Source organism: Georgenia sp. Z1344, assembly GCF_057652375.1.
Genome location: NZ_CM172728.1, coordinates 1,124,595 through 1,139,959, shown reverse-complemented (window position 1 = coordinate 1,139,959; position 15,365 = coordinate 1,124,595). Strand labels below are relative to the sequence as shown.

Genomic DNA, 15,365 nt, shown 5'->3' with positions numbered 1-15,365 from the left:
GTGCCGCCTGCCGGTCGTCAGTTCCTCTTGCCCCGGATGAGGTCGAGCGCGATCGTCGCCCCGATGACCGCCAGGCGCTCCCGCGGGCCGGCCCGGTCCTCGAGCTCGACCACGTAGCGATCCTTGCCCGAGAGGAAGCCGGCCGACGACCGGGACACGCGGGCGACGCGCGTGCCGCCGTCGACGACCTCGAAGTCGAAGTCCCAGAAGCTGCCGTGCAGCTCGAGCAGCCCGCCGTCGGTCACCTCGATCTCGACCTTGGTCGCGAAGAATGCGCTGCGCTGGACGACGTGTGCCAGCGCGGAACCGGCGCCGTCCGTGAGGACGTACCGGTCCCGGCCCCAGTCGCGCGTGTCCTCCACGTGCATGAGGACGGTGCCGTCGGCGTCGGCCACCTCGAACGTGCGGCTGCCTCCCCAGAAGCCCGAGCCGGTGGTGAGGACGCGGCCGACCGCCCGGTCGTGCTCGTCGAGGATGTCGAAGTCGTTGGACAGGAACGACGTCACCTGGTGCATGACGACGACGTCCTGGTCGACCAGCGAGGGCGTGCTCGCCTGGGCTCCCGCGTCCTCGCCGGTCCGCCCCAGCTCGCTGCCGTCCGCAGCGGTGGCGCCGGTACCCGCTGCGCCTGCAGCGACGCCTGCCGCGGCGCTGTCCCCCGTGGTGGCTGCCGGGTCCGGCTCCGCGTCGCTCGGCGCCTGCGTGGCCTCCTCCGGCAGCGGCTCCGGGTCGCTGGCCCAGAACGCCTTCGCCTCGGCCACGCGCTCGGGGTGCGGGTGGTTCTCGTTGAGGAGCTGGAGGCTGACGACGCTCAGGTGCGGGTTCGCGCCGCGGTCGGCCACGAGGAGGACGGGCTCGGGGCCCAGCTCGGCGCGCACCTCGGGAGAGCCCAGGGCGGAACCGAGGGCGGCGAACAGCTGGAACTCCCACTCCTCGCGCTCGGCCTCGGAGACGTGCGTGCCCGCCCAGTGCCCGATCTCGATCTCGAGCGCGCGGAGCCCGGCCGACGCCGCGACCTCGGTCGTGGGCCAACCCGGGGCCCACCACCGGGCCCGTGCCCCGTCGTCGGACCCGGTCGTCGAGGTGTCCGCAGCCGGGCCGACCGCACCGCCCGCGTCCGCCGGGGCCAGCGCGGGGACCCACGAGCGACCCGCGGAGTGCACGACCGCCGCCGCCGGCACGGTCCCCGGGTCGCGGCCGGCGAACAGCTCGCGGAAGACCTGGGCCAGAACGGCCCGGAGACGGGGGGCAAGGGTCTCGAGGAAGGACTCCATGCCGACACGGTAGGAGGACGCCGACCCCGCGGACCCGTCGGAGCGGGGGAGCGCTCTCCACCCTGTGAGAGGCGCGTCGACGCCGCGACGTGCGGACCTCGCGCCGTCGGTGCAGGGGCTTGCTCCTCACACCGTGGCAGGGGCCAGACTCGTGCGCATGGCCGACGACCGACCCCTCGCCATCGGGCAGTTCTCCCAGCGCTGCCGCCTCAGCGTCCGCATGCTCCGGCACTATCACCAGCACGGCGTGCTCGTGCCGGACCACATCGACGACGGCGGCCGCCGCTGGTACGCGCCCGAGCAGCTCGCCGACGCCGCCGACGTGCGGCGCCTGCGCGACGTCGGGTTCTCCGTCGCGGCCATGCCGGCCCTGCTCGCCGCCCGCGGCACCCCCGCCCTCGCCGACGCCCTGCGCGCGCAGCGCGTCGTCGTCGAGCAGGAGCGCCGCGACGCCGCCGCTCGGGTGAGGGCCATCGACCGCATGATCGACCAGGTGAGAGGACAGGACATGAGCATCGAGATCGACCGACGGACCACGGTACCCATGACGGTGGTGGCTCTGCGCGGCACCATCCCCACGTACTCGGACGAGGGGCAGCTGTGGGGGCGGATGATGCCCGAGCTCGAACGCCAGGGGATCCGGCCGACCGGGCCGGGCGGCGTGTTCGAGCACGACCCGACGTACGTCGAGCGGGACCCGGACGAGTCGGTCTACCTCCCCGTGGCACCGGGCACCACCGCCGAGGCCCCGCTGGAGGTCGTCGACGTGCCCGCCCAGGAGGTCGTGGTCGCGCGCGTCGTGGGCCCGTACGACCAGATCAGCGACGCGCACGCCCTCATCGGCGACCGCGTGACCACCGACGGCCTCACCTTCGCCGAGCCCGCGGCGGACGGACTCGTGGGCAAGGTCTTCAACACCTACTACTCCGACCCCTCGAGCACCCCCGAGGACGAGCAGGTGACGGAGGTCCACCACCCCGTCGTCGCCGGCTGACCCGCGGCATGCCCGACGACGGCGCCCGGCCGGCCGGAGCGGACCGGCCGGGCGCCGTCGTCCGCGCCTCGCGGGCGGGCGACCGCCGTCGCGGTCCACGGACTCCGGGCGTGGCTGGCACGATCGGGGGGTGACGGATCCCGACGACCAGCCGACGACGATCCGCGTCCTCGGCGCCGCCGTCCACAACCTGCGCGGCATCGACGTCGACCTGCCGCTGCGCCGCCTCGTCGGCATCGCCGGCGTCTCCGGCTCGGGCAAGTCCTCGCTCGCGATGGGCGTGCTCTACGCCGAGGGGTCGCGCCGGTACCTCGAAGCGCTGTCCACCTTCACCCGCCGCCGGCTCGCCCAGGCGCCGCGGGCGGCGGTCGACTCCGTCGAGCACGTGCCCGCGGCCCTCGCCCTGCGTCAGCGCCCCGGCGTCCCGGGCATCCGGTCGACGTTCGGGACGACGACCGAGCTGCTCAGCGTGCTGCGCCTGATGTTCTCCCGCCTCGCCGCGCACCGCTGCCCGAACGGCCACACCCACCCGCCGACCCTCGACGTCGCCGCCGAGGTCCCCCTCACGTGCCCGGAGTGCGGCGAGGTGTTCGACCCGCCGGGCGCCGAGGACCTCGCCTTCAACGCGGCCGGCGCGTGCCCCACCTGCTCCGGCACCGGCGTCGTCCGGGACGTCGACGACGACACCCTCGTGCCCGACCCGTCGCTGACGATCGACGAGGGCGCCGTCGTGCCGTGGCGGACCTTCAACTTCAACGTCCAGCCGGACATCGTGCGCGAGATGGGCGTGCGCACCGACGTCCCCTACCGCGACCTCACCGACGACGAACGGGCGATCGTCCTGTCCGGCCCCGAGGAGAAGCGCCACATCACGGTCTCCACCCGCAACGGCCTGCACGAGCTCGACTTCACCTTCCGCAACGCGCGCCTCACGGTGACCAAGGAGCTCGACCGGGCCGGCGACGAGAAGCGCCTGGCCCGGGTGTCGAAGTTCCTCTCCGAGGGGGAGTTCCGCGCGTGCGGCGGGACCCGCCTCTCGGACGCGGCCCACGCGCCCCGCATCGGCGGGAGCAGCCTCGCCGACGTCACCGCGCGCACGCTCGACGACGTCCTCGCGTGGGCGCGGACCGTCGGCGCCGACCTCCCGGCGGAGATGCGCCCGATGGCGGACGGCCTCGCCGAGACGCTGGACCGGATGGGTTCCCGGCTCATCGACCTCGGCCTCGGCTACCTCTCCCTCGACCGCGCCGGCTCGACGCTCTCGACCGGCGAGCGGCAGCGCGCCCAGCTCGCCCGCGCGGTGCGCAACCGGACGACCGGCGTGCTCTACGTCCTCGACGAGCCGTCGATCGGGCTGCACCCGGCGAACGTCGACGGGCTGCTCGGTGTCGTCCGCGACCTTCTCGCGGACGGGAACTCGGTCGTCGTCGTCGACCACGACGTGGCGGTGCTCCGGGAGACGGACCACCTCGTCGAGATCGGCCCGGGCTCCGGCCCCGACGGCGGCCGCGTCGTCGTCTCAGGAAGCGTCGCCGACGTCGTCGCGCACCCGGCGTCCCGCCTCGGCGGCTTCCTCGACGGCAGCGAACCCGTCGTCGTGCGCGAGCGCGCAGCCGCGGGGGACGTGTTCGCCCACGGCGCCGTCCACCTCGCCACCGACGCGATCCACACCGTCCACCCGCTGACCGTCGACGTCCCGCGCGGCCGGCTCACCGCCGTCACCGGGCCGTCCGGCTCGGGCAAGACGACCCTCGTCCTCGAGGGCCTCGTCCCCGCGCTCGCCGCGGCCGCCGCCGGCGAGCGGCTCCCGTCGCACGTGCGCGACCTCGACCCGGCGGGCATCGAGCGCGTCCAGCTCGTCGACGCCACCCCGATCGGGATCAACGTCCGCTCGACCGTCGCCACCTACTCCGGCGTGATGGACGAGCTGCGCCGCACGTTCGCGCAGGAGCCCGACGCCGCGGACCGGGGGCTCACCGCCGCCGACCTCTCCCACAACACCGGGTCCCTGCGCTGCCCGCGGTGCGACGGCACCGGCCAGGTCACGCTCGACGTCCAGTTCCTGCCCGACGTCGACGTCCCCTGCCCGGACTGCCGCGGCACCCGGTTCGCCCCCGACGCCGACGAGGTCCGCCGCCCCGTGCCCGGCGGCGGCACGATCTCCCTGCCCGAGCTGCTGGGGCTGACGGCCGCCCAGGCCCTCGACGTCGTCGGTGACGTCCGCCCGGTCGCGCGCCGGCTGCGCACCCTCGTCGACCTCGGGCTCGGCTACCTCACCCTCGGCGAGGACACCCCGGCGCTGTCCGGCGGGGAGGCACAACGGCTCAAGCTCTCCGCCGAGCTCACCCGCCGCCAGGAGGGCACCCTGTTCGTCCTCGACGAGCCGAGCGTCGGCCTCCACCCGCTCGACGTCCGCGTGCTTCTCGACGTCCTCCAGCGGCTCCTCGACCGCGGGGCGACCGTCGTCGTCATCGAGCACGACCTCGACGTGATCGCCAACGCCGACCACGTCGTCGACCTGGGGCCCGGCGGGGGAGAGGACGGCGGGCGGATCGTCGCCACCGGCACCCCGGACGAGGTCGCCGCCGACCCCGCCGGGCTCACCGGCCGGTACCTCGCCCGCCACCTGGGCACCCGCTGAGCGAGGCGGTCCGTGGCCCCGCCACGGCGTCGTCGGGCTCCTCGATCGGATAATCTCGACGTCGAACCATCCCCGGCCCCCGAGGAAGAGGCTGCACGACGATGTCCACGATCATCTTCACGCTCACCGACGAGGCGCCCCGGCTGGCGACCTACTCCTTCAAGCCGATCGTCGAGGCCTACGCGGGCGCCGCGGGCATCGAGGTCGAGTCCCGGGACATCTCGCTCGCCGGCCGCATCCTCGCCGCCTTCAGCGACCGGCTCCCTGCCGACCAGGTCGTCTCCGACTCCCTCGCCGAGCTCGGCGAGCTGGCGCGCCGGCCCGAGGCCAACATCATCAAGCTGCCCAACATCTCGGCCTCCCTGCCGCAGCTGCGCGCCGCGATCGCCGAGCTGCGCGAGCAGGGCGTCGACCTCCCCGACTACCCGGAGAACGCGGACACGCCCGAGGCCGCCGACGTCCGCGCCCGCTACGACGCCGTCAAGGGCTCGGCCGTCAACCCGGTGCTCCGCGAGGGCAACTCCGACCGCCGCGCGCCCGTCGCCGTGAAGAACTACGCGAAGGCGCACCCGCACCGCATGGGCGAGTGGTCCGCCGACTCGCGCACGAACGTCGCCACGATGGGCGCCGGCGACTTCCGGCACAACGAGCAGTCCGTCGTCGCGCCCGCCGAGGACGTGTGGCAGATCCGGCACGTGGCCGCCGACGGAACTGCGACCGTCCTCAAGGAGCGCGTCCCGGTCCAGGCCGGCGAGGTCGTCGACTCCTCGTTCATGTCCGCCGCGGCGCTCGACCTGTTCCTCGCCGAGCAGGTCGCGCGCGCCACGGCCGACGGCGTCCTCTTCTCGGTCCACCTCAAGGCCACGATGATGAAGGTCTCCGACCCGATCGTGTTCGGCCACGTGGTCCGCGCCTTCTTCGCCGACGTGTTCGACCGCTTCGGCGACGACCTCGCGGCCGCCGGACTCAGTGCCAACGACGGCCTCGGCGCGATCCTCGCCGGCGTCGACGCCCTCCCGAACGGGGCCGAGATCCGCTCCGCGCTCGACGCTGCGATCGCCGCCGGCCCCGAGCTCGCCATGGTCGACTCCGACAAGGGGATCACCAACCTCCACGTGCCGTCCGACGTCATCGTCGACGCCTCGATGCCCGCGATGATCCGCACGTCCGGCCACATGTGGGGCCCGGACGGCGAGGAGCACGACACCCTCGCGGTCATCCCCGACTCCTCCTACGCCGGCGTCTACCAGGCCGTCATCGAGGACTGCCGCGCCAACGGCGCGTTCGACCCGGCCACGATGGGCACCGTCCCCAACGTCGGCCTCATGGCCCAGAAGGCCGAGGAGTACGGCAGCCACGACAAGACCTTCGAGATCTCCGCGCCCGGGACGGTCGAGGTCGTCGACTCCAGCGGCACCGTCCACATGTCCCACGACGTCGAGGCCGGCGACATCTGGCGCGCCTGCCAGACCAAGGACGCCCCGATCCGGGACTGGGTCAGGCTGGCCGTCACCCGCGCCCGCGCGACCGGCGTCCCCGCCGTGTTCTGGCTCGACGAGGCCCGCGCCCACGACCGCAATCTCATCGAGCTGGTCCGCACCTACCTGAAGGACCACGACACCGAGGGCCTGACGATCGAGATCATGGACCCGGTCTCGGCCACCCGGTACTCGGTCGAGCGCATCCGCCGCGGCGAGGACACGATCTCCGTGACCGGCAACGTCCTGCGCGACTACAACACCGACCTCTTCCCGATCCTCGAGCTCGGCACGAGCGCGAAGATGCTGTCGGTCGTGCCCCTGATGAACGGCGGCGGCCTGTTCGAGACCGGCGCCGGCGGCTCCGCCCCGAAGCACGTCCAGCAGCTCGTCGGCGAGAACTACCTGCGCTGGGACTCCCTGGGTGAGTTCCTCGCGCTCGCCGAGTCGCTGCGGCACCTCGCGGACGTCGACGGCAACGCCGGCGCCCGGGTGCTCGGCGACGCGCTCGACCGCGCCACGGAGAAGCTGCTGACCGAGGGCCGCTCGCCGGCCCGTCGCCTTGGCCAGATCGACAACCGCGGCTCCCACGCGTGGCTCGCCACCTACTGGGCGGCCGAGCTCGCCGCGCAGACCGAGGACGCCGCGCTCGCCGAGCGCTTCCGCCCCGTGGCCGCGCAGCTGGGCGAGCAGATCGAGGCCATCGACGCCGAGCTCATCGCCGTCCAGGGCAGCCCCGCCGACATCGGCGGCTACTACCGGCCCGACGACGCCAAGGCCTCCGCGGTCATGCGCCCGTCCGCGACCCTCAACGCGATCGTCGACGGGATCTGACGGGCCGGAGCCCTCCCCGACGCGCAGCGGCCGCCCGCCGGCAGGTGGGCGGCCGCGGTCGTCGCCGGGCCTTCGTCAGGCCACGTGGCAGGTCAGCCCGTTGGGGCCGTGGTTGCAGTAGCCGCGCGGGTTCTTCTCCAGGTACTGCTGGTGGTAGTCCTCGGCGGCGTAGAACGGCTGGTCGCCGAACGCGTCGATCTCGGTGGTGATGGCGCCGCCGCCGACCTCGTCGATCGCGGCCTGGAACGTGGCGCGCGTGCGCTCGGCGGCGTCGCGCTGCTCCTCGGTGGTCCACCAGATCGCCGAGCGGTACTGCGAGCCGACGTCGTTGCCCTGACGGTCCTTCGTCGTCGGGTCGTGGTTCTCCCAGAACGCCTTGAAGAGCTCGTCCGGGGTGACGACCGCGGGGTCGTAGGCCACGAGGACTGCCTCGGCGTGCCCGGTCATGGCGGTGCACACCTCCTCGTACGTGGGGTGGGGCGTGTAGCCGCCCGTGTAGCCGGCGGCAGTGCCGACCACACCGGGGATGCGCCAGAAGATCCGCTCGACACCCCAGAAGCAGCCCATGCCGACGTAGAGCTCCTGGGTGCCCTCGGGCCACGGGCCGAGCAGCGGGGCGTCGAGGACGATGTTGCGCTCCGGCGGGGCGTACGCGGGCGTGGACCGGCCCGGCAGCGCGGTCTCGGCCGAGGTGGGGCGGACGGGGCGGGCGAACAGGCTCATGGGCTGCTCCCTTCGTCGGGCGCCCGGGGGCGCGGTGGGACGGTGCGCGGTGGCACTGCGCGCGGCGCCGGCGGCATCCCGGGCGCGATCACGCACGGCCCGCGCCTCGCGTCTGCTCCCGTCAACGTACTCGGCCGTCCGCCTGTTCCCGAACTACGCTGGGAGACCGCCCGTCGACCCCGAAGGACGCCATGGCCCGCCTCCGACGCTCCATCCGTTCCGCGCTGGGATCGACCACGCGCCGGGCCACCGCGGCGGTCGCCGCCGCGGCGCGTCCGGCGCGCAGGGAGCCCGACGACGGGCCGGGGGAGACGGCCCGACCGGGGGAGTCGCTCCGGGCGGAGGAGGGGCGGCTGCTCAGCCGGACGGGGGCGGGCCTCGTGCCGGGCGACGTCGACGCCGGGGCGGCCGGCGCGGACGACGAGCTGCGCGCCGCCCCCGACCGCACGGTGCCGTGGACGATGCGGGCGATCGCCTCGTGGTCGTGGCGGATCGTCGTCATCACGCTGGCCGCCGCGATCATCGGCTGGCTGCTCGTCCAGCTGCGCACCATCGTCGTCTCGCTCATGGTCGCGATGCTGCTGTCCGTCCTGCTCGCCCCGCTCGCGAGCTTCCTCCGCCGGCGCGCGCGCTTCCCCCGGGCGATCGCGGCGCTCGCCTCGCTCGTCGTGCTCGTCGCGGTCGTCGCCGGGCTCCTCGTCCTCGCGGGGCAGTCGATCGCGTCCGGCTTCCAGCGGCTCGCCGACCAGGCGCTGCTGGGGATCGACCAGCTCGTCTCGTGGCTCGGCACCGGTCCGCTCGGGCTCGACCAGGCGGACATCGACACGGCGATGGAGCAGGGCACCCAGGCGATCTCGCAGAACTCGGAGACCCTGGCCACCGGCGTCCTCACCGTGACGTCCTCGGTCGCCGAGATCTTTGCCGGCTTCTTCATCGCCATCTTCTGCACGTTCTTCTTCCTGTCCGACGGCCGCTCCCTGTGGGGCTGGGTCGTGCGGCTGACGCCGGCGCGTGCCCGACCCACGATCCACGAGGCCGGGATCCGGGCCTGGTACACGGTCAGCGGCTACACGCGCGGGCAGATCGTCGTGGCCTTCGTCGACGCCGTCGGGATCGGCCTGGCCGCGGCGCTCCTCGGCGTCCCGCTCGCCCTGCCGATCGCCATCCTCGTGTTCCTCGGCGCCTTCATCCCCATCATCGGTGCGCTGATCTCCGGCACGGTCGCCGTGCTCGTCGCGGTCGTCGACTCGGGCATCTACATCGCGCTCGCCATGCTCGGGGCCGTGCTGTTCGTCCAGTTCATCGAGAGCCACGTGCTGCAGCCGATGATCCAGTCGCGCGCCGTCCAGCTGCACCCGATCGCCGTGCTGCTCGCGGTGGCCGGCGGCACCGCCGTGGCCGGCCTGGTCGGGGCGCTGTTCGCGGTCCCGGTCGTCGCGGTCGTCAACTCGGTCGGCCTCTACCTCGCGGGACGCGACCCGCAGCCGCACCTCGCCAAGGACCTGCACCGCACCGGGGGTCCGCCGCCGACGGTCCTCGAGTACGCCCCGACGGCGGACGAGCCCGACGAGGAGCCCTTCGCGGACGTCTTCGCCGAGGAGCACGTGGCCCGCCCCGACGCCCCTACCGTGGGGCGTGACCCGTCCGACCGACCCGGGGGAGCACGCTGACGTGACCACGCCGACCGGAGACCACCTGCCCACCCGCGCCGAGCTCGACGCGGCGCGCGAGATCGTCCGACCGGTCGCGCACGAGACGCCCGTGCTGTCCTTCCGCTCGATGGCCGAGCGCACCGGGGCGCCGCTGTGGCTCAAGGCCGAGCACCTCCAGCGCACGGGCTCGTTCAAGATCCGGGGGGCCGCGGTCCGACTCGGCCGGCTCTCGGACGAGGAGCGCGCGCACGGCGTCATCGCCGCCTCGGCCGGCAACCACGCCCAGGGCGTGGCGCTCGCCGCGCGCGAGCTCGGCGTCCCGGCCCGGATCTACATGCCGGACGACGCGGCGCTGCCCAAGGTCGCGGCCACCCGCGGGTACGGGGCCGAGGTTGTCCTCACCGGGCGTCACCTCATGGACTGCCTCGCCGAGGCGGAGGCGGACTGCGCGGCCTCGGGACGCACGCTCATCCACCCCTACGACCACGCCGACATCGTGGCGGGCGCCGCGAGCGTGGGACTCGAGATCCTCGAGCAGGTCCCCGACGTCGCGACGATCGTCGTCCCCACGGGCGGCGGCGGGCTGCTCGCCGGGATCGCCGCAGCGGCCCACGCGGTCCGGCCCGGGGTGCGGGTGGTCGGGGTGCAGGCGGCGTCCGCGGCGGCGTGGCCAGCCTCCCTCGCGCAGGGGCGGCCCGTGCCGCTGGACGAGGTGCGCACGATGGCGGACGGCATCGCCGTCGGGACGCCCGGCACCGTGCCCTTCGAGATCGTGCGCGCGCTCGTCGACGACGTGCGGACGGTGGGGGAGGAGCAGCTCTCGCAGGCGCTCCTCCACCTCGTCGAGCGCGCCAAGCTCGTGGTCGAGCCCTCCGGTGCGGCGGGGCTCGCGGCGGTCTCCGCCTCCCCGGGCGACTTCGCCGACGGTCCGACGGTGGTGGTGCTCTCCGGCGGCAACGTCGACCCGCTGCTGCTGCTGCGCGTGGTCCGGCACGGCCTCGCCTCGGCCGGCCGGTTCCTGTCCTTGCGCGTGCGGGTGAGCGACGCCCCCGGCTCCCTGGCCGGCGTGCTCGCCCGGCTCGGCGAGCTCGGTGCCAACGTCGCCTCGGTCGAGCACTCGCGCACCGCCGGCGGCCTCGCGGTCGACGAGGTCGAGATCGCGGTCGAGATCGAGACCAAGGGGCCCGAGCACGGCGACGAGGTCCGCGCGGCGCTCACGGCGGACGGGATCCGGGTCCTCGACGACTCTCCGTGACGCCCGGGCCTCCGACGCGCGAGGGCCCCGCTCGCGCATCGGCGAGCGGGGCCCTCGGGCGTCGCGGACCTGAGGCCCGTCAGCGTCAGACCGTGAAGGGCTTGACCGTCTCGAGCTCGACCGTGATGGTCGCGCCGTTGGGTGCCTCGTAGGAGGTCGACTCGCCGGCGCTGCGGCCGAGGACGGCCTGGCCGAGCGGGGAGGACTCCGAGAAGACCTCGATGTCGAGGCCCTCGGCGGCCTCGCGCGAACCGAGCAGGAACGTGCGCTTCTTGCCGGCGATCGAGGCGGTGATGACCATCCCGGGCTCGACGACGCCGTCGTCCGCGGGGGGCTCGCCGACCTGGGCGACGCGCAGGAGCGCGGTCAGCTGCTGGATGCGGGCCTCCTGCTTGCCCTGCTCCTCGCGCGCCGCGTGGTAGCCGCCGTTCTCCTTGAGGTCACCTTCCGAGCGGGCCTGCTCGATCCGCTCGGCGATCTCCTGACGACCGGGCCCCGACAGCTCCTCGAGCTCGGCGGTGAGACGGTCGTAGGCATCCTGGGTCAGCCAGGTGGTCCCGGTCTGCTGGGACATCACGGCTCCTTACGTCGAGTGATGGTGTCCGCCGCCCGGCGGCGGACGGAAACCGCCCGGGCCCCAGGCGGGTCCGGGCGGTGCATGAAACGGCCATCCTAGCACCATGACGCCGATTCGGAAGGGTTCGGGCCGCTCTCGGACGTCAGGCGACCCGGCAGGACTCGGCGTGCCCGGACGCCGCGCGCTCGGAGGTGAGGACCGGTTCGACGGCCGCCGTCCGCCGCTCGGTCACGGGGCCGAGGCGTACCTCGCGGACCCCGACCTCGGTGAAGTCGCGGTTGACCGCGCGCAGCGTGCACACGACCTCCGTGCCCGGGTCGGCGACGACGACGAACCGCACCTCGACCTCGTCCGGCCCCTCGACCGTGTACCCCACGTGCTCGACCGAGACCGACGGCTCCCTCGACATCTGCCAGGCGAGGACTGTGGCGCCGGCGACGAGCACGAACGCACCGAGCAGGGGGACCAGCCACTGCGCGCGGCGGTTGCCGGTCGGGCGGCCGCGGCCGTAGCGCCGGCGCACGAGGTCGGGGTCGATGCCCGGGCCTGCCGCAGCTCCTGGCTGCGGGTCCGCGGAGGCGGGCCCGGGGCCCGCGCCCGGGCCCTCGTCGGTCCCGTTCGCCGTCGTGCCGCTCGTCATGCCTACGCTTCCTCCGTGGGTCCACCACCCGGGGGCCGTTCGCGTGCCGAGGCCCGGGTGTTGGACCATTGTCCCCGACGGCGCCCCCGCCGTCCGAGCCGCGCGCCGCGGTCCGAACCTGACGAGGAGTACCACCGTGACGACCCGCACGCTCCGGCTGATGGCAGTGCACGCCCACCCCGACGACGAGGCCAGCAAGGGCGCGGCGACGATGGCGCGGTATGCGGCGGACGGGCACCGGGTGCGGGTCGTCACCGCGACCGGCGGCGAGCGGGGCTCGGTGCTCAACCCTCGACTGCAGGGCGACCCCGAGGTCGAGGCCAACATGGTCGAGCTGCGCAGGAAGGAGATGGCGGCGTCCGCGGAGGCCCTCGGCATCGAGCACGCGTGGCTCGGGTTCGTCGACTCCGGGCTCCCCGAGGGCGACCCGCTGCCGCCGCTCCCCGAGGGGTGCTTCGCGCTCGAGCCCGACGAGGTGGTCGTCGGCGCACTCGTGGCGCAGATCCGCGAGTTCCGTCCGCACGTGATGACCACCTACGACGAGAACGGCGGGTACCCGCACCCCGACCACGTGCGCGTGCACGAGATCTCGATGCTCGCGTTCGACGCCGCCGCGGACCCCGAGCAGTTCCCCGAGGCCGGCCCCGCGTGGGCGGTGCAGAAGGTCTACTACGACGTCTCCTTCTCCGGGGGCCGCATCCGCGCCGTCCACGAGGCTCTGCTCGAGCGTGGCGCGGAGTCCCCGTTCGCCGAGTGGATCGAGCGCCGGGAGAGGCGGGACGAGGACGCCGGGGTGGAGCGTCGTCCCGCGACGGCCGCCGTGCACGTGGCCGAGCACTTCGCGGCACGCGATGCCGCGCTGCGCGCGCACGCCACCCAGATCGACCCCGACGGGTTCTTCTTCTCGGTCCCGCGCGACCTCGAGGCGCAGGTGTGGCCGGTCGAGGAGTTCGAGCTCGTGCTCTCCCGCGTCCCGGTCTCCGACGCGGTGGAGGACGACCTGTTCGCCGGCGTGGTGCCCGAGGGGCTCGCCGACGGGTCGCCGGTCACGGTCCTCGGGGCCGACCTCGCGGGGGCGGGAACCGACTCCGACGCCATGGGCACCGGGCACGGGTCCGACCGGACCGCGCGGTGACGCCCGGGGCGGTCGTGGCCGGCGGGCTCGCGGGCCCGTGGTCGGCGGGGGCCGAGACACCGACCGGCGAGCTGCAGCCGTGGGACGTCTCGCCGGGGATCGAGGGGTTCTTCGCGTTCTTCGCGCTCGCGGCCGTGGTCGTGGCGCTCGGGTTCCTCGTCGTGAGGCAGATGCGCCGGGTCGACCAGAACGCGCGGGTGCGTGCGGCTCAGGAGGCCAAGGAGCGGTCCGAGGCGGACGGCGGCGCGGGGGTGACTGAGGCCGAGCAGGACGCTCCGCGGTCGACGGAGGCCGAGTAACGGGTCGTCGCCGGGCGCGCGGGTGGCGTTCCGGCGGGGGCGTCGTCGCCCCCGCCGGCTGCCGGGCCGATCAGGGGTAGGGGCGCCAGATGATCTTGCCGGGCTTGCCCTTGCCCGAGTCGGGGCTCGCCGTCGCGTCGCTGTCCGCGCCCTCGAGCGGGAGGGCGGCGGGGTCGGTCTCCGGCTCGACGAGGACGGTCACGCCGTCGTCACCGGCGGAGCGGGCGGCACCGGAGTGCTCGACGATCACGATCTCGGACTGGTCGACCACGAGGTCGGCGGGCGGGATGTCGGCAGCGAACACGGTGTCCTCCAAGGGGGGCGGCGGTGCGTCGGTCGAGCACCTGGACCCATGGTCCCCCGTCCGGGAGGTGGTGGGTAGGTCAAACCGGCTCGTCGCGGCAGAGACAGGCGGAGGTCACACGATCGGGACGCGGAATCCGGTGGGGTCCGTCACAAATCGCCCGGCGTCGTCGTCCCCGTCCCCGTCCTCGTGGTCGAGAGTGCGGGTGAGGGAACGGCAGGGGGCGTGCTCGTGGTCGAGAGTGCGGGTGAGGGAACGGCAACCGGCGCGGTTTCTGCCGAGAGCGCGGCGGAGGCGCCTCAGTCGTCCTTCTTCTTCTTTTTCTTGCCGTCCTTCTTCTTGTCCTTCTTCTTCTCGGACGGCTTGTCGTCGTCGTCCTTCTTCTTGTCCTTCTTGCTCTTCTTGTCCTTGTCCTTGTCCTTCTTGTCGTCCTTCTTCGTGTCCTTCGCGTCCTGCTCGTCGGCGGCGTCCTGCGGGTCGGCCGACGAGGCGGCGACCTCGGCGAGGGCCTCGGCGAACTCGCGCTCGTCGGCGAGGGTCTCCTCGACCGTCTCCTCGCGCTCCTCGTCGGTGGGGACGTTGTCGGGATCCATCGTCCGCAGGAGGGCGGCCGTCTGCGTCGCCACCCGCCAGCGGGGCCGGGGCCAGCGCGGGTTCATGTCGATGAGCGCCTGGGTGACGAGCTCCGTCACCGCGAGCCGCGCGTACCACTTCTTGTCCGCGGGGATGACGTGCCACGGTGCGACGTCGGTGTTCGTCCGCGCGAAGACGTCCGCGTAGGCCTCCTGGTAGTCGTCCCACTTCTTTCGGGTGGTGACGTCGTTCGGGTTGAACTTCCAGTGCTTGTCCGGCCGGTCGAGGCGCTCGAGCAGTCGCAGCCCCTGCTCCTGCTTGGAGACCATGAGTGCGACCTTGACGATCGTCGTGCCCCGCGAGGCGACCGTGCGCTCGAACCGGTTGATCTCGGCGTAGCGCTTGCGCCAGACCTCCTCCTCGACGAGCTCGTCGACCCGGGCCACGAGCACGTCCTCGTAGTGCGACCGGTCGAAGACCCCGATGCGTCCCGGCCGCGGGAGGGCCCGGCGGATGCGCCACAGGTAGTTGTGCCTCTTCTCCTCCTCGGTGGGGACGCCGAACGAGTGCAGGTCGATGCCCTGGGGGTCGACCATGCCCATGACGTGCCGGACGATCCCGCCCTTGCCCGCGGTGTCGAGCCCCTGGAGCACCAGCAGGACGGAGCGCTCGCCGCCCGACCGTCCCTCGGCGAACAGCCGCTCCTGCAGCTCGGAGAGCAGCAGGCCGCGCTCGGCGGTCAGGGCCTTGCCGTCGTCCTTGTCGCCGTCGAACCCCGGGGTGCCCCCGCGGTCGAACGTGGCGAGGTCGAAGTCGGGCCCCGGCCTCAGCAGGTCGGCGGGCGAGGCGGTCCAGGTGAGGTCGTCGGCCACGGTCAGCTCCTTGTCGCGGTGGGGCCTCGACCCTAGTAGGACTGCGACGCGGACGCCCAGGTGGGGTGCGCCGTCGGGCGGGGTCCGGACGCGACCGATCGGGCCGGGGCCCAG

Annotated in this window: 12 protein-coding genes and 1 pseudogene; 7 read left to right on the top strand and 6 right to left on the bottom strand. The window is 73.9% G+C overall.

All coding sequences use genetic code 11. The features are described 5' to 3' along the window. Window positions 1–17: 17 nt before the first annotated feature. Window positions 18–1,274: an LURP-one-related/scramblase family protein gene (locus AC24FB_RS05035; protein ID WP_425714789.1), complete on the bottom strand. Its 1,257-nt coding sequence runs from the start codon at window positions 1,272–1,274 to the stop codon at window positions 18–20. 157 nt (window positions 1,275–1,431) lie between these two features. Here AC24FB_RS05035 and AC24FB_RS05030 point away from each other — a divergent pair, with 157 nt between their 5' ends. From AC24FB_RS05030 to AC24FB_RS05020, 3 genes are all read left to right on the top strand, one after another. Beyond that, window positions 1,432–2,268: a MerR family transcriptional regulator gene (locus AC24FB_RS05030; protein ID WP_425714790.1), complete on the top strand. Its 837-nt coding sequence runs from the start codon at window positions 1,432–1,434 to the stop codon at window positions 2,266–2,268. A gap of 130 nt (window positions 2,269–2,398) precedes the next feature. Continuing rightward, window positions 2,399–4,909, top strand: a complete 2,511-nt coding sequence (locus AC24FB_RS05025) for an excinuclease ABC subunit UvrA (RefSeq protein WP_425714791.1) — start codon at window positions 2,399–2,401, stop codon at window positions 4,907–4,909. A gap of 101 nt (window positions 4,910–5,010) precedes the next feature. Next, window positions 5,011–7,221, top strand: a complete 2,211-nt coding sequence (locus AC24FB_RS05020) for an NADP-dependent isocitrate dehydrogenase (protein ID WP_425714792.1) — start codon at window positions 5,011–5,013, stop codon at window positions 7,219–7,221. A 75-nt stretch (window positions 7,222–7,296) separates the two neighbouring features. Here the strand turns inward: AC24FB_RS05020 and msrA are convergent, their stop codons facing one another. Continuing rightward, window positions 7,297–7,944 carry a peptide-methionine (S)-S-oxide reductase MsrA gene (msrA, locus tag AC24FB_RS05015; protein ID WP_425714793.1) on the bottom strand — a complete coding sequence of 216 codons (648 nt, stop codon included), beginning with the start codon at window positions 7,942–7,944 and terminating at the stop codon, window positions 7,297–7,299. Between the two features lie 191 nt (window positions 7,945–8,135). Between msrA and AC24FB_RS05010 the strand changes: the two genes are divergently transcribed. Together AC24FB_RS05010 and ilvA are read left to right on the top strand one after the other, a co-directional pair. Further along, the gene (locus AC24FB_RS05010; protein WP_425714794.1) at window positions 8,136–9,614 is read left to right on the top strand and encodes an AI-2E family transporter; all 1,479 of its coding nucleotides are present in this window, start codon (window positions 8,136–8,138) and stop codon (window positions 9,612–9,614) included. A 1-nt stretch (window position 9,615) separates the two neighbouring features. Then, a complete protein-coding gene (gene ilvA, locus AC24FB_RS05005) occupies window positions 9,616–10,851 on the top strand; it encodes a threonine ammonia-lyase (protein ID WP_425714795.1) in 1,236 nt (411 codons plus the stop codon). A gap of 85 nt (window positions 10,852–10,936) precedes the next feature. On the opposite strand, the gene greA is transcribed toward ilvA, so the two are convergent. Together greA and AC24FB_RS04995 are read right to left on the bottom strand one after the other, a co-directional pair. Then, window positions 10,937–11,425, bottom strand: coding sequence for a transcription elongation factor GreA (gene greA / locus AC24FB_RS05000; RefSeq protein ID WP_425714796.1), 489 nt, complete (start codon window positions 11,423–11,425; stop codon window positions 10,937–10,939). Window positions 11,426–11,570: 145 nt separating this feature from the next. Then, window positions 11,571–12,068, bottom strand: a complete 498-nt coding sequence (locus AC24FB_RS04995; RefSeq protein ID WP_425714797.1) for a DUF4307 domain-containing protein — start codon at window positions 12,066–12,068, stop codon at window positions 11,571–11,573. A 160-nt stretch (window positions 12,069–12,228) separates the two neighbouring features. Between AC24FB_RS04995 and mca the strand changes: the two genes are divergently transcribed. Together mca and AC24FB_RS04985 are read left to right on the top strand one after the other, a co-directional pair. Then, window positions 12,229–13,203, top strand: a complete 975-nt coding sequence (gene mca / locus AC24FB_RS04990; RefSeq protein WP_425714798.1) for a mycothiol conjugate amidase Mca — start codon at window positions 12,229–12,231, stop codon at window positions 13,201–13,203. Then, window positions 13,200–13,502 (top strand): hypothetical protein, encoded by a 303-nt coding sequence (locus AC24FB_RS04985; protein WP_425714799.1) that lies wholly within the window; start codon window positions 13,200–13,202, stop codon window positions 13,500–13,502. Before mca ends, AC24FB_RS04985 begins: the two co-directional genes overlap by 4 nt. A gap of 70 nt (window positions 13,503–13,572) precedes the next feature. On the opposite strand, the gene AC24FB_RS04980 is transcribed toward AC24FB_RS04985, so the two are convergent. Both AC24FB_RS04980 and AC24FB_RS04975 read right to left on the bottom strand, forming a co-directional pair. Continuing rightward, window positions 13,573–13,806, bottom strand: a complete 234-nt coding sequence (locus AC24FB_RS04980; RefSeq protein ID WP_425714800.1) for a hypothetical protein — start codon at window positions 13,804–13,806, stop codon at window positions 13,573–13,575. A 602-nt stretch (window positions 13,807–14,408) separates the two neighbouring features. Next, window positions 14,409–15,212: pseudogene (locus AC24FB_RS04975) on the bottom strand (PPK2 family polyphosphate kinase); the annotation flags it as partial. Window positions 15,213–15,365 lie beyond the last annotated feature (153 nt).

What these genes read in the sequence shown, in the direction of transcription:
- AC24FB_RS05035 (WP_425714789.1), bottom strand. Translation starts at nt 1,274, where the DNA reads ATGGAGTCCTTCCTCGAGACCCTTGCCCCCCGTCTCCGGGCCGTTCTG.
- AC24FB_RS05030 (WP_425714790.1), top strand. Translation starts at nt 1,432, where the DNA reads ATGGCCGACGACCGACCCCTCGCCATCGGGCAGTTCTCCCAGCGCTGC.
- AC24FB_RS05020 (WP_425714792.1), top strand. Translation starts at nt 5,011, where the DNA reads ATGTCCACGATCATCTTCACGCTCACCGACGAGGCGCCCCGGCTGGCG.
- msrA (WP_425714793.1), bottom strand. Translation starts at nt 7,944, where the DNA reads ATGAGCCTGTTCGCCCGCCCCGTCCGCCCCACCTCGGCCGAGACCGCG.
- AC24FB_RS05010 (WP_425714794.1), top strand. Translation starts at nt 8,136, where the DNA reads ATGGCCCGCCTCCGACGCTCCATCCGTTCCGCGCTGGGATCGACCACG.
- greA (WP_425714796.1), bottom strand. Translation starts at nt 11,425, where the DNA reads ATGTCCCAGCAGACCGGGACCACCTGGCTGACCCAGGATGCCTACGAC.
- AC24FB_RS04995 (WP_425714797.1), bottom strand. Translation starts at nt 12,068, where the DNA reads ATGACGAGCGGCACGACGGCGAACGGGACCGACGAGGGCCCGGGCGCG.
- mca (WP_425714798.1), top strand. Translation starts at nt 12,229, where the DNA reads ATGGCAGTGCACGCCCACCCCGACGACGAGGCCAGCAAGGGCGCGGCG.